The following is a 13,829-nucleotide window of genomic DNA, read 5'->3' as shown; positions in this document are numbered from 1 at the left end:
GGGAGGTTCGGGCCGGCGTGGTCGGTCGCGGTCACGTGGTCACGCCGTGCCGAGCTCGTTGTCGATGTAGGCGAAGAGGTCGTCGGCGGAGGCGTTCTCCAGCCGGCCCGCGACGGTCTCGCCGCCGGCCGCGGAGAGCGTCTCGGTCAGCCCGTTGAGCATCGACTGCAGCCGGGCGGTGAACCGGCCCTGCTCGATCTGATCGACCGTCAGGTCATTGAACACGGCTTCCAGTCGGTCGAGTTCGGACAGCAGCGCGTCGGCCGAGGAGCCGGGCTCGCCCTCGCCCAGCTCGCTGCCCAGGTGCTCGGCCAGCGCGGCGGGCGTCGCGTAGTCGAAGATCAGCGTGGCCGGCAGCGCCACCCCGGCGGCGGTGCTCAGCCGGTTGCGCAGGTCCACCGAGGTCAGCGAGTCGAAGCCGAGGTCGCGGAAGGCGGTGCCGGGCTCGATGCCGCCGGCCGCGCCGTAGCCGAGCACGGTGGCGGCCTGGGTGCAGACCAGGTCCACCAGGGCGCGCTTGCGCTCGCCGCCGGTCAGCCCGGCCAGCTGCCGGGCGAAGCCCTCGGGGACGGCCTGGTCGCCGCCGCCGGATGCCGCCAGGGCCTCGACCTCGGGCAGGTCGGCCAGCAGCGGGCTGGGCCGGGCGGCGCCGAAGGCGGGCGCGAACCGGGTCCAGTCCACGGCGGCCACGGTCAGCGTGGTCTCGCCGCCCTCCAGCGCCCGGCGCAGCGCGGTCAGCGCCCGGTCGGGGTCCATCGCCGAGATGCCGAGGCTGCGGCCGGCGTCGCGCACGGCGCCGTGGTCGGCCATGCCGTCGCCGCCCCACAGGCCCCAGGCGATCGAGCTGGCGGGCAGGCCCGCGCCGCGCCGGTGCTCGGCCAGCGCGTCCAGGAAGGCGTTGGCGGCCGCGTAGTTGGCCTGCCCGGCGCCGCCGACGGTGGCGGTGAGCGAGGAGAACAGCACGAACGCCGACAGGTCCAGCTCCGCGGTGAGCTCGTGCAGGTTCAGCGCGGCCTGCGCCTTGGGCCGCAGGGCGGTGGCGAACCGCTCGGGGGTGAGCGCGTCGAGCACGCCGTCGTCCAGCACGCCGGCCAGGTGGACCACGGCGGTCAGCGGGCGCTCGGCCGGGACGGTGGCCAGCAGCGCGGCCAGGCCCTCCCGGTCGGCCGCGTCGCAGGCGGCGAAGCTGACCCCGGTGCCGAACTCGGCCAGCCGCTCGCGCAGTTCGGCGGTGCCGGGCGCGGCCTCGCCGCGGCGGCTGGTGAGCAGCAGGTGCTCCGCGCCCTGCTCGGCCAGCCAGGCCGCCACCCGGGCGCCGACCCCGCCGGTGGCGCCGGTGACCAGCACCGTGCCGGTGGGCCGCCACGGGGTGCCGGGCCGCACCGGCGCGTGCTCCAGGCGGCGGGCGAACAGGCCGGATTCGCGCAGCAGCAGCTGGTCCTCGTCGCCATGGGCGGTGAGCGCGGTGGCGAGCCGGGCCAGGGTGAGCGGGCCGAGCTCGGCGGGCAGGTCGAGCAGGCCGCCCCAGCGGTCGGGGTGCTCCAGCGCGGCCACCCGGCCCAGGCCCCAGACCTCGGCCTGGGCGAAGCCGCTCGGGCGGGCCGACGGCTCGTGGGCCAGCGCGTCCCGGGTGACGGCCCACAGTCGGGCCGCGATCCCGGCGTCGCCGAGCGCCTGGACCAGCGCGGCGGTCACGGCGGCCCCGGTGTCGAGCGCCAGCAGTGAGAGAACACCATCCAACTCGCCACGGTCGGCCAGTAGTTCGGCCAGGGCGCTGCGGTGCTGCGCGGCGGCGGGCACGGCGAGCAGCTCGACCTGGTGGCCGCGCTCGCGCAGCGCGGCCAGCGCCGCCTGGACCCACGGGTCCGGGGCCTGCTGCTCGGAGACCACGGCCAGCCAGCGGAACGCGGCGGCGCGGTCCTCGGCGCCGGGCAGCATCCGCCAGCCGATCCGGTAACGCCAGCCGTCCACGGTGGCGTTGGCCTGCCGCTGGTCGTACCAGGAGGCCAGCGCCGGGACCAGGGCGGCCACCGGGGCCTGGTCGGCGACACCGAGGGTGGCGGCGACGGCGGCCACGTCCTGCTCGCGGACCAGCTCCCAGAACTCGCCGCCCTCGTCGCCACCGCGGGCCGGGGCGGCGGCGGCCGTGATCGACGGCGCGTGCTCCCAGTGCCGGTCGCGCCGGAACGGGTAGGTCGGCAGGTCCACCACCCGGGCGCCGGCGAACAGCACCGACCAGTCGGGGCTCAGGCCGCTGACGTGCAGTCGGCCGAGCGCCCGCAGCAGCGTCCCGGCCTCGTCCCGGTCGCGGCGCTGGGTGGCGACCGCCTCGGCCACCACGCCCTCGGCCAGGCCGGCAAGCACCGAGTCGGGGCCGACCTCCAGCAGCCGGGTGACGCCCTCGGCGGCCAGCGTGCGCACGCCGTCGTGGAACCGGACGGCCTCGCGCACGTGGCGCACCCAGTAGTCGGGCGAGGTGAGGTCCTCGGCGAGCGTGCCGGTCAGGTTGGAGACCACCGGCAGCCGCGGCGGGTGGAACTCCAACTCCGCGAGCACGGCCCGGAAGTCCGCCAGCATGCCGTCCATCCGGTGCGAGTGGAACGCGTGCGACACCTTCAGCCTGGTGGTCTTCTCGAACCGGGCGGCGACCGCGAGCACCGCCTCCTCGTCGCCCGAGACCACCACCGCGCGCTCGCCGTTGACGGCGGCCAGGTCGGCGCCCGCGCCGAGCAGCGGGGCGACCTCGGCCTCGCCGGCCCGGATCGCCACCATCGCGCCGCCGGCGGGCAGCGCCTGCATCAGGCGGCCGCGCGCGGCGACCAGGGCGACGGCGTCGCCGAGCGAGAGCACGCCGGCCACGTGCGCGGCGACCACCTCGCCGATCGAGTGCCCGCCGAGCAGGTCGGGGCGGATGCCCCAGGACTCCAGCAGGCGGTAGAGCGCGACCTCGAAGGCGAACAGGCCGGCCTGGGTGTAGACGGTCTGGCCCAGCAGCTCGGAGTCGGCGTCCAGCACCACCGCGCGCAGCGGCCGGTCCAGGTGCCGGTCGAACTCGGCGCAGATCGCGTCGAAGGCGCGGGCGAACTCGGGGAAGCCCTCGACCAGTTCGCGCCCCATGCCGGGGCGCTGGGAGCCCTGGCCGGAGAAGACCACGGCGAGCCGGCCGGGGCCGGCGGCGAGCTGCGGCTGCTCGCGGCCCTCGGCCAGCGCGCGCAGCCCGTCCAGCAGTTCGGCCCGGTCGCGGCCGACCACGGCGGCCCGGTGCGGCAGCAGGGCGCGGGTGGTGGCCAGCGAGAGGCCGACGTCGCGCGGGTCGAGCGGGTCGACGGCGGCGAGCAGCCGGTTCGCCTGGTCCCGGACCGCCTCGGCGGTCTTGGCGGAGAGCACCCAGGGCACGGCGGGCAGTTCGGCGCGCGGTGCCCGCTCGGCCGGCTCCTCGGCCGGGGCCTCCTCCAGGATGGTGTGCGCGTTGGTGCCGCTGATCCCGAAGCCGGAGACGGCGGCGCGGCGCGGCTGGCCGAAGGTCTGCCACTGCCTGGCCTCGGTCAGCAGCTCGACCTCGCCCGCCGACCAGTCCACGGCGGAGGTGCGGCGCTCGGCGTGCAGCGTCCGGGGCAGCACGCCGTGCCGCATCGCCATGACCATCTTGATCACGCCCGCCACGCCGGCGGCGGCCTGCGGGTGGCCCATGTTGGACTTGATCGAGCCCAGCCACATCGGGCGGCCGGCGGGCCGGTCCTGCCCGTAGGCGGCGATCACCGCCTGGGCCTCGATCGGGTCACCGAGCCTGGTGCCGGTGCCGTGCGCCTCCACCACGTCGATCTGACTCGGCGTCAGCTGGGCGTCGGCCAGCGCCGCCTGGATCACCTTCACCTGGGCCGGGCCGCTGGGCGCGGTCATGCCGTTGGAGGCGCCGTCCTGGTTGATCGCGCTGCCGCGGATCACCGCGAGCACCCGGTGCCCGTGGCGCCGGGCGTCCGAGAGCCGCTCGACCAGCAGCACGCCCGCGCCCTCGGACCAGGCGGCGCCGTCCGCGTCCTCGGAGAACGACTTGCAGCGCCCGTCGGCCGACAGCGCCCGCCGCTCGCTGAACTCGACGAACATCTCGGGGCTGGCCATCACCGCGGCGCCGCCGACCAGGGCGAACTCGCACTCGCCGCGGCGCAGTGACTGGGTCGCCTGGTGCAGCGCCACCAGCGAGGCGGAGCACGCGGTGTCCATGGTGACGGCGGGGCCCTCCAGGCCCAGGGTGTAGGCGATCCGGCCCGAGACGATGCTGCCGGAGATGGTGCCGCCGACGTAGTCGTGGTGCATCAGGCCGACGAAGACGCCGGTCCGGGTGCCCTTCATCGACTGCGGGTCGATGCCGGCCCGCTCGAAGGCCTCCCAGGAGGTCTCCAGCAGCATCCGCTGCTGCGGGTCGGTGCCGGGGGCGTCCTTGGGGCTGATGCCGAAGAAGGCGGGGTCGCACTCGGCGGCGTCGTGCAGGAAGCCGCCGTGCCGCACGTAGCTCTTGCCGGGCTTGCCGACCTCGGGGTCGTAGAGGTTCTCCACGTCCCAGCCGCGGTCCACCGGGAAGCCGGAGACCACGTCGGTGCCTTCGCTGACGATCCGCCACAGGTCCTCGGGCGAGCGGATGCCGCCGGGGTAGCGGCAGGCCATCCCGATGATCGCGATCGGCTCGCGGTGGAGCTCCTCCAGCTCGCGCACCCGGCGGCGGGTGCGCTCCAGCTCGGTGGTGGCCCGCTTCAGGTAGTCGCGGAGCCTGTCGACGTTGGCCGGGTCTACCATCACTGGACTCCAGATTCGTTGTCGATCGTCGCGAAGAGCTCTTCGTCGGTGGCGGTGTCGAAGTCGTCCGGCGCCGTGCCGCCGGTGCCGTGCGCGTCGCGCCAGGTGCGCAGCAGCGCTTCGAGGCGGGCGGTGATCCGGGCGTGCGAGCCGTCCTGGTCCGCCACGGCGGCCAGCGCGGTTTCGAGCCGGTCGACCTCGGCGACCAGCAGCCGGGCCTGGTCGGCCGGGCCGGGGACGAGTTCGGCCTTCAGGAAGGCGGTCAGTACGGCGGGGGCCGGCTGGTCGAAGACCAGGGTGGCGGGCAGCGCGAGGCCGGTGGCCGTGCCGAGCAGGTTGCGCAGTTCGACGGCGGCGAGCGAGTCGAAGCCCATCTCCTGGAACGCCTTGTCCGGGTCGAGCGCCCCGGCCGAGGCGTGGCCGAGCACGGTGGCCGCGCCGGTGAGCACCAGCTCCAGCAGCAGGCGGTCGCGTTCGGCCTCCGGCAGCGGGGCGAGGCGCTCCCGCCAGGTGTCGCGGGCGTCGGCGCGGGAGGGGGCCGCGGCCCCGGCGGTGCGGCGCGCGGTGGCGCGGACCAGCCCGCGCAGCAGCGCCGGGACGCCGTCGGCCCTGGCCCGCACGGCGGCGGTGTCCAGGCGCATCGGCACCACGAGGGCGTCCTCGGCGGCCAGCGCGGAGTCGAACAGCTCCAGCCCCTGCGCGGCGGGCAGCGGCGGCAGGCCCAGCCGGTGCATCCGCTCCAGGTCGGCGGCGTCCACCTGGTCGGCCAGGCCGCCGACCTCGGACCACAGGCCCCAGGCCAGCGAGACGGCGGGCAGCCCGGCGGCCCGGCGGTGGGCGGCCAGGCCGTCCAGGAAGGCGTTGGCGGCCGCGTAGTTGGACTGGCCGCCGCCGACCAGCAGGCCGGCGGTGGAGGAGAACAGCACGAAGGCGTCGAGCTCGCGGTCCCGGGTGAGCTCGTGCAGGTTCCAGGCGGCGTCCACCTTGGGCCGCAGCACCCGCTCGACCTGCTCGGGGGTGAGCGCGGCGAGCATGCCGTTGTCGACCACGCCGGCCGAGTGCACCACGGCGCCGACCGGGTAGCGGGCCAGCAGGTCGGCGAGGCGGGCGCGGTCGGCCGCGTCGCAGCTCGCCACCGCGACCTCGGCGCCGAGCGCTTCGAGCTCGGCCCGCAGCTCGGCCGCGCCGGGGGTGTCCGCGCCCCGACGGCCCGTCAGCAGCAGGCGCCGGACGCCGTGGGCGTCCGCGAGGTGACGGGCGATCAGCTGCCCGAGGCCGCCGAGGCCGCCGGTGATCAGCACGTAGCTGTCGGGGTCGAAGCGCGGCGGCCGGGCCGCGTCCGCCCTGGCGAGCCGGGGCACCGTCAGCGCGCCGCCGCGCACCGTGGCCTCGGGCTCGCCGCCGGCCAGCGCGGCGGCCAGTGCGGTGGCCAGGCCCGCACCGCCGTCGCCGGCCCCGGCCCCGTCGCTGTGCAGCAGCAGGAAGCGGCCGGGGTTCTCCGCCTCGGCGGCCCGGACCAGTCCGGCCAGCGGCGCGTGGGCGAGCTCGCCGGACCGCAGCACCACCGCCAGCCGGGCGTCGTCGAAGCGCGGGTCGGCGAGGAAGGCCCGCAGGGTGGCGAGGGTGTCGGCGACGGCTCGGTGCACCGCGCCGGGCAGCTCGCCGGCGGCCGGGCCGGCCGGCAGCACGACCAGATCCGGGACCGTCCCGATCGAGGCCAGGTCGGGGTGGACCGGCACGCCGAGGCCGAGGTCGTCGGAGCCGCAGACCACCAGGTCCACAGCCGGGCCCGCGGCGAGGTCGAGCGGGACCTGCGCCAGGCGGAACAGCGACTCCCCCGGCCCGGCGGCCAGTTGCCCCGCCGCGACCGGACGGGCCACCAGGGTGCGGACGGTGGCCACCGGCGCGCCGGTGCCGTCCGCGACCGCCAGCGAAACCGCGTCCTGGCCTGCCCCGGCGACGTGCAGCCGCAGCTCGCCGGCCCCGCCGGCGTGCAGGGTGACCCCGCCCCAGCTGAACGGCAGCACGGCCTGGCCCTCGCCCAGGTCCAGCAGGTTGACGTGCAGGGCGGCGTCGAGCAGCGCCGGGTGCAGGCCGAAGGCGGCGGCCGAACCGCGGGCAGCGTCGGGCAGGGCGGCCTCGGCGAACAGGTCGTCACCGCGCCGCCAGGCGGCGCGCAGGCCCTGGAACACCTCGCCGTAGCCGTAGCCGACCCCGGCGAGCCGGGGGTAGAGCTCGCCCAGGTCGATCGGTTCGGCGCCCTCGGGCGGCCAGGTCCGCAGGTCGAACCCTGCTTCTTCCACGGCGGCGGTGAGCAGTCCGGCGGCGTGCCGGCTCCACGGCGCGTCCGGCGCGTCGGCGGGCCGGGAGTGCACGGCGACGGTGCGCCGCCCGCCGTCCTCGGCGCCGACGGCGACCTGCACGGCGACCGCGCCGTGCTCCGGCAGGGTCAGCGGCGCCTGGAGGGTCAGCTCCTCCAACTGGGCGCAGCCGACCCGGTCGCCGGCCTGCACGGCCAGCTCCACCAGGGCGGTTCCGGGCAGCAGCACCGTGCCGTGCACGGCGTGGTCGGCCAGCCAGGGCTGGGCGGAGCGGGAGAGCCGCCCGGTCAGCACCAGTCCGCCCGAGTCGGGCAGTTCGGTGGCGGCGGCCAGCAGCGGGTGCTCGACGGGGAGTTGGCCGAGGCCGCTCGGGTCGCCGGCCGAGCTGCCGGCCTCCAGCCAGAGCCGGGTGCGCTGGAACGGGTAGAGCGGCAGGTCGACGCGGTCGGGGCGGCGGCCCTCGAAGAGCGCGGCCCAGTCGACCGGCACGCCGTCGGCGTGCAACCGGGCCAGCGCGCCGAGCAGTTCGCGGGTCTCGGGCGAGTCGCGGCGCATGGTGGCGGCGATGGCGGGGGACCCGTCGAGGCACTCCCCCGCCATCGCGGTGAGCACCGCGTCCGGTCCCAGTTCGAGCAGCCTGCGCACGCCGAGGTCGGCGAGCGCGCGCAGCGCCGGCTCGAACCGCACGGGTTGGCGGACGTGCTCCACCCAGTAGTCCGGCGAGCCGAGTTCCTCCGCGCCGATCGGCGCGCCGGTCAGCGTGGAGACGATCGGGATGGTCGGGGTGCCGTACGACCGGGCCTTGGCGACCAGGGCGAACTCGGCCCGCATCGGCTCCATCAGCGGGGAGTGGAAGGCGTGCGAGACGGTCAGCCGGGTGCTCTTGTCGAACCGGGCGGCGAGCGCCAGCACCGCGTCCTGCTCGCCCGAGACCACCACCGAGCGCGGCCCGTTGACGGCGGCCAGGCCGACCCGCTCGTCGAGCAGCGGCAGCACCTCGGCCTCGGTGGCCCGGATCGCCACCATCGCGCCGCCGGCGGGCAGCGCCTGCATCAGCCGGCCGCGCGCGGCGACCAGGGCGACGGCGTCGCCGAGCGGGAGCACGCCGGCCACGTGCGCGGCGGCCAGCTCGCCGACCGAGTGGCCGACCAGGTGGTCGGGGCGCACGCCCAGCGACTCGACCAGGCGGAAGAGCGCCACCTCGACGGCGAAGATCGCCGCCTGGGCGTAGTCGGTGCGGTTCAGCAGCTCCGGCCGCCGCTCGATCACCTCGACGAGCGGAACCTCCAACTCCGCGTCCAGCAGGGCGGCCACCTCGTCGAAGGCGGCCGCGAAGACCGGGAACGCCCGGTGCAGCTCGCGGCCCATGCCCAGGCGCTGCGAGCCCTGTCCGGTGAAGAGGAACGCCAGCTTCCCGCCACGGACGGCGGTGTCGGGGGCGGTCGGCAGGGCGGCCAGCAGTTCCTCGGTGGAGCCGCCGACGACCACCGCGCGGTGCTCCCAGGAGGTGCGGGCGCAGGCCAGCGAGAAGGCCACCTCGGCCGGGTCCAGCTCCGGGCGGGCCTCGACCCAGGCGCGCAGCCGGGCCTTCTGCGCGGCGAGCGCCTCGGGGGTGCGGGCCGACAGCAGCCAGGGGACGGCGTCCAGCCGCAGCCCGGGGGTCGCCGGCTCGGGCGCCGGGGCCTGTTCGAGGACCACGTGCGCGTTGGTGCCGCTGATCCCGAACGAGGAGACCGCCGCCCGCCGGGGCCGCCCGTGCTCGGGCCACGGCTGACTGTCCGTCAGCAGCCGCACCTCGCCGGCCGCCCAGTCCACCTGGCTGGACGGCGCGTCCACGTGCAGCGTCCTGGGCAGCACGCCGTGCCGCATCGCCTGGACCATCTTGATCACGCCGGCCACCCCGGCCGCCGCCTGGGTGTGCCCGATGTTCGACTTGATCGAGCCCAGCCACAACGGCCGCTCGGCCGGGCGGTCCTGACCGTACGTCGCGAGCAGCGCCTGCGCCTCGATCGGGTCGCCCAGCGAGGTGCCGGTGCCGTGCGCCTCGACCGCGTCGACCTCCGCCGGGGAGACGCCGGCGCCGGCCAGCGCCTGCTTGATCACCCGCTGCTGGGCGGGGCCGTTGGGCGCGGTGAGCCGGCTGCTGGCGCCGTCGGAGTTGATCGCGCTGCCCTTGACCACGGCGAGCACCCGGTGGCCGAGCCGCTGGGCGTCGGCGAGCCGCTCGACCAGCAGCATCCCCGCGCCCTCGCCCCAGCCGGTGCCGTCGGCGCCCTCGGCGAAGGCCTTGCAGCGGCCGTCGGGCGCCAGGCCGCGCTGGCGGCTGAAGTCGACGAAGGTCTCGGGGGTGGACATCACGGTCACCCCGCCGGCCAGCGCCAGCGTGCACTCGCCCGACTGCAGCGCCCGGACCGCCCAGTGCAGGGCCACCAGCGAGGAGGAGCAGGCCGTGTCGACGGTGACGGCAGGCCCTTCCAGGCCGAAGGTGTAGGCCACCCGGCCCGAGGCGACGCTGGCGGCGCTGCCGTTGGCCAGGTAGCCGTCGAGGTCCTCGGGCACCGCGGGCAGCCGGCTCGCGTAGTCGTTGTACATGACGCCGACGAAGACTCCGGTGCGGGAGCCGCGCAGCGCGGCGGGCAGCAGGCCGGCGTCCTCGAAGGCCTCGTGGCAGGTCTCCAGCAGCAGCCGTTGCTGGGGGTCCATGGCCAGCGCCTCGCGCGGCGAGATGCCGAAGAAGTCCGGGTCGAAGTCGGCGGCGTCGTGCAGGAAGGCCCCGGTCCGGGCGTAGGTCTTGCCGGGCCGCGCGGGGTCGGGGTGGTAGAGCGACTCGACGTCCCAGCCGCGGTCGGCCGGGAAGTCCGTCACCGCGTCGGCGCCGGCGGCCACCAGGTTCCACAGCTGTCCGGGGGTGGCGACCCCGCCGGGGTAGCGGCAGGCCATCCCCACGATCGCGATCGGCTCGTGCGCGCGCTGCTCCGACTCGCGCAGCCGGCGCCGCGTCTCGCGCAGATCCGAAGTGGTTCGCCTGAGATAGTCGAGCAGTCGGTCCTCGTTGTTCGCCAACGCAGCCATCCGATCGGGATCGATGCCTTCGGAAACGCGGGATCCCGGCTCGTCGGTCCATGCCCCCGCCTTTGGGAGGCTAGGGAGCAGGGGGTGTCGGGGTCACCCCCTACCGCCCCCTGGAGTGACCCCTGCCCCGCTTTCCGGAGCGCTTCGAATGGCGCCGCGATTGGCCCGCCGAGTTGCCGTCCGCCATCGGCGCGGCCGGGTGCTCCGCCGCTGACGGTCACTCAGCGAGACCGATGTTGACAACGTTGGCGGGCCCAACATACCGTCAAGTCGGGTCTGGGGAACGGGATCAGTCCCCCGAGCAGCCAGAAGTCCAGGGCCGGCCCGGAGTGCCCGGGCCTGCACGTCCGAGCGCTGGAGGGTCTGGACCACTCCGAGAATTCAACAGCTCCACCCCCGCCGCCCTTGCCGGGTGAAAACACGAGCGGCGGCGGGTGATTGTATTGATGACATGCACATGGCTTATGTCATGACTTATATATGACGCATTGCGTGACGCAGATTTTGCTGCCGCGTTCCCACCGGATTCCCGGGGCGCGGCGAATGCTGTTCCGGGGTACCCGTGGGGGCGGGTGACCGGAGCAGAAGTCCGTTGCGGAGTCAATTCCAGAATACTGGCCGTGGGGGAGGTCGTGGTGCGCCTTTTCGAGCGCCGCCGAGAACTTGAGACCCTGACCGACGCGTTCGCCGAATGCGTCGCCGGAGCAGGGCAGCTCGTCATCGTCACCGGCGGCCCCGGGCTCGGGAAGACCGAACTGCTCCACGAGTTCGCGAACACCGCCGGCAGAGGCGGCGCCCGACTGCTGACCGCCATCGGCTGCCCCCGGGAACGGGCCCGGCCGATGAGCGCGGTGCGGGAACTCCTGCAGAGCGGCGAACTCCCGACGGACGTTCTGGAATGTCCGCCGGAACCCGCTCCCGGTGCGAACTCGCCGTCAGGCACCGATTACCGGACGGCAGCGGGTGGACTGGACCACCGCAGCACGCAATACGCCCCCGAAACCCTCCTCCAGGCCGTCTGCGCACCGATCCTGGAGCTGTCCAGGGAGCACCCCGTGGTCATCGTCATCGACGACGCCCACCTCCTGGACACCCAGTCCCAGCAGACCCTGCTCCACCTCCTGCGGCGGATCCGGAACAAGCGGATCACCATCGTCTGCGCCGGCTGGGGGCAGTCCGCGCTGCCGGACCCGCTCATCAGCGACGGCCTCAGCCGCAAACCGCACCGCCGGGTCCGGCTGGCGCCGCTCTCCGAACAGGGCGTGGCCCGGATGCTCGCCGCCCACACCGCCCGGCCGCTGCCCGCCGGGCTCGGCGCCACCTACCACCGGGTCACCGGCGGCAACCCCGTGCTGGTGCGCGCCCTGCTGGACGACGGCACCCAGTTCGGCGCCGAACTCGGCGAGCCCGTCCCGAGCATCGCCTACCGGCAGGCGGTGCTCGCCTGCCTCTCCCGGGGCGAGCCCCGGCACCTCTCGGTCGCCCGGGCGCTCGCCGCGCTCGACGAGCACGCCGACGCCCGCACCGCCGCCCTGCTGCTCTCCACCAGCCCCGACGCGGTGCAGGTCGTGGTCGACGTGCTGGGCTCCACCGGGCTGCTCGACGGCTACCGCTTCCGCCTGCCCGCCGCCGCCAACGCGGTGCTCAGCGACCTCGACCCCGGCGAACGCGCCCGGCTGCACGGCGAGATCGCCCGCCTGCTCTACCTCGACGGCGCGCCCGCCCCCGTGGTGACCGCCCACCTGATGGCCGCCGGCCAGGTCGACGAGCCCTGGGGCCTGTCGGTACTGCGACTGGCCTCCGAGCAGGCGCTCGCCGCCGACGAGGTCGAACGCTCCACCGGCTACCTGCGCCTGGCCCTGCGCGAATCCCCCGACGCACAGCAGCAGCACACCCTGCGCACCGCGCTGGCCCGGGCGGAGTGGCGGGTCAACCCGGCCGCCGTCACCCCGCACCTCGAACCGCTGCACCGCCAGGTGCTGGGCGAGGAGCTGGACGCGCGGGACGCGGCCACCGTGGTGCGGCACATGCTCTGGCAGGGCGAGACCGGCCTCGCCGACGAGGTGGTGGCCGCGCTGGCCGCCTCGCTCGACCCGGACGACGCCCACGTGCTGGCCGAGGTGGAGTTCGTCCGGCACTGCTTCTACGGCGTGCCCCGGGTCAGCCACCGCGGCGACCTCGCCAAGCTGGCCGCCCTGGAGCGGGCCACCACCGGCCAGGTGAACACCCTGTGGGCCACCGTGGCCCTGCTGGTCAGTGGTGACGTCAGCACCGAGTCGGTGGCGCAGGTGACCGAGGCGCTGCAGAGCGGCCAGGTCAGCGACCTGAAACTGGAACTCACCATCGTCTCGCTGCTGGTGATCGCGCTCAGCGGCCAGGTCGAGACCGCGATCGCGGTCTGCGAGGAGCTGCTGGCCGACTCGGTGCGGCGCGGCTGGACCACCTGGCAGGCGCTGCTGCTCAGCGTCCGGGCCCGGGTCGCGCTGCTGCAGGGCGACCCGGCCACCGCCGACGCCAAGGCCACCGAGGCGCTCGAACTGCTGGACGCCGAGGCCTGGGGAGTGCTGATCGGCATGCCCCTGTCGACGGCGGTCTTCGCCAACACGGCCATGGGCCGGCACGAGGCCAGCAAGCGGCTGCTGCGGCGCAAGGTGCCGGACAGCATGTTCAACACCGTCTTCGGCGTCCACTACCTGCGCGCCCGGGGACACCACTACCTGGCCACCGACCGGCCGTTCGCGGCGCTGAACGACTTCGAGACCTGCGGGCACCTGATGCGCGAGCGCACCCCCGACCTGCAGCCGCTGGTGCCCTGGCGCACCGACGTCGCCCAGGCCAACCTGCGGATCGACAAGGCCCGGGCCCGGGTCGCCAAGGAGTTGGCGGAGGAGCAGGTCGGGCAGCGCCACCCGCTGGGCACCCGCTCGCGGGCGATCGCCCTGCGGGTGCTGGCCGGCACCAGCCAGCCCCGGCACCGCACCGCGCTGCTGCGCGAGGCGATCGACCTGTTGCAGGCCTGCGGCGACCGGCAGGAACTCGCCCTGGCCTTCGCCGACCTGTCGGCCACCTACTACGAGCTGGGCGACTACGCCAGGGCCCGCCTGGTGGCCCGTCAAGCCAGCCAGGAGACCGGCGACGGCGAGCCGGCACCGACCGAGGAGCCGGTGCCCGCCGCCGCTCCCGCCGCCACCGTGCCGGGCCCCGACGGTGCCTCCCCGCTCAGCGACGCGGAGAACCGGGTCGCCGTGCTGGCCGCGCTCGGCTACACCAACCGCGAGATCAGCGGCCGCATCCACGTCACGGTCAGCACGGTCGAACAGCACCTCACCCGGGTCTACCGGAAGTTGAACGTCGCCAGCCGCGCCGAGCTGCCGTCCAAACTGCTGGACCGTCAGCTCCCCGCCCTGCCCGAGCAGCGCTCGCCGAGCGACCGGCGGCCGCGCCAGCCGGTCGTGGCCACCAAGGAACTCCCGGCGCTCTGGCGCCGGTTGGCGCTGTAGCGACACCCCGAGGCCGCCGCCGTACCGCCCTGTGGGCGGTCGGCGGCGGCTTCGGTGTCGGCGCATCGGGCGGGCTCCTGCCAGGCGGTGGGACGGGGTTGCGGGGCCGGCCCGGCTGATCGTGCCCGGGCCGGCCCCCGGTCGT

General features: G+C 75.6%; 3 protein-coding genes. 1 reads left to right on the top strand and 2 read right to left on the bottom strand.

Annotated features, from left to right (window positions below; all coding sequences use genetic code 11):
- Positions 1 to 39: 39 nt before the first annotated feature.
- Both FHX73_RS26525 and FHX73_RS26520 read right to left on the bottom strand, forming a co-directional pair.
- Positions 40 to 4,791: a type I polyketide synthase gene (locus FHX73_RS26525; RefSeq protein WP_145907801.1), complete on the bottom strand. Its 4,752-nt coding sequence runs from the start codon at positions 4,789 to 4,791 to the stop codon at positions 40 to 42.
- On the bottom strand, positions 4,791 to 10,184 hold the full coding sequence (locus FHX73_RS26520) for a type I polyketide synthase (RefSeq protein WP_145907799.1): 5,394 nt from the start codon (positions 10,182 to 10,184) through the stop codon (positions 4,791 to 4,793). Before FHX73_RS26520 ends, FHX73_RS26525 begins: the two co-directional genes overlap by 1 nt.
- A 620-nt stretch (positions 10,185 to 10,804) precedes the next feature.
- Here FHX73_RS26520 and FHX73_RS26515 point away from each other — a divergent pair.
- Positions 10,805 to 13,684, top strand: coding sequence for an ATP-binding protein (locus FHX73_RS26515; protein ID WP_246213732.1), 2,880 nt, complete (start codon positions 10,805 to 10,807; stop codon positions 13,682 to 13,684).
- Positions 13,685 to 13,829: the final 145 nt, after the last annotated feature.

Source organism: Kitasatospora viridis (assembly GCF_007829815.1).
Taxonomy (GTDB): Bacteria; Actinomycetota; Actinomycetes; order Streptomycetales; family Streptomycetaceae; genus Kitasatospora; species Kitasatospora viridis.
Note: the sequence above shows the minus strand (reverse complement) of the source record. Positions and strands in the feature narration are given on the sequence as shown.

What these genes read in the sequence shown, in the direction of transcription:
- FHX73_RS26525 (WP_145907801.1), bottom strand. Translation starts at nt 4,791, where the DNA reads ATGGTAGACCCGGCCAACGTCGACAGGCTCCGCGACTACCTGAAGCGG.
- FHX73_RS26520 (WP_145907799.1), bottom strand. Translation starts at nt 10,184, where the DNA reads ATGGCTGCGTTGGCGAACAACGAGGACCGACTGCTCGACTATCTCAGG.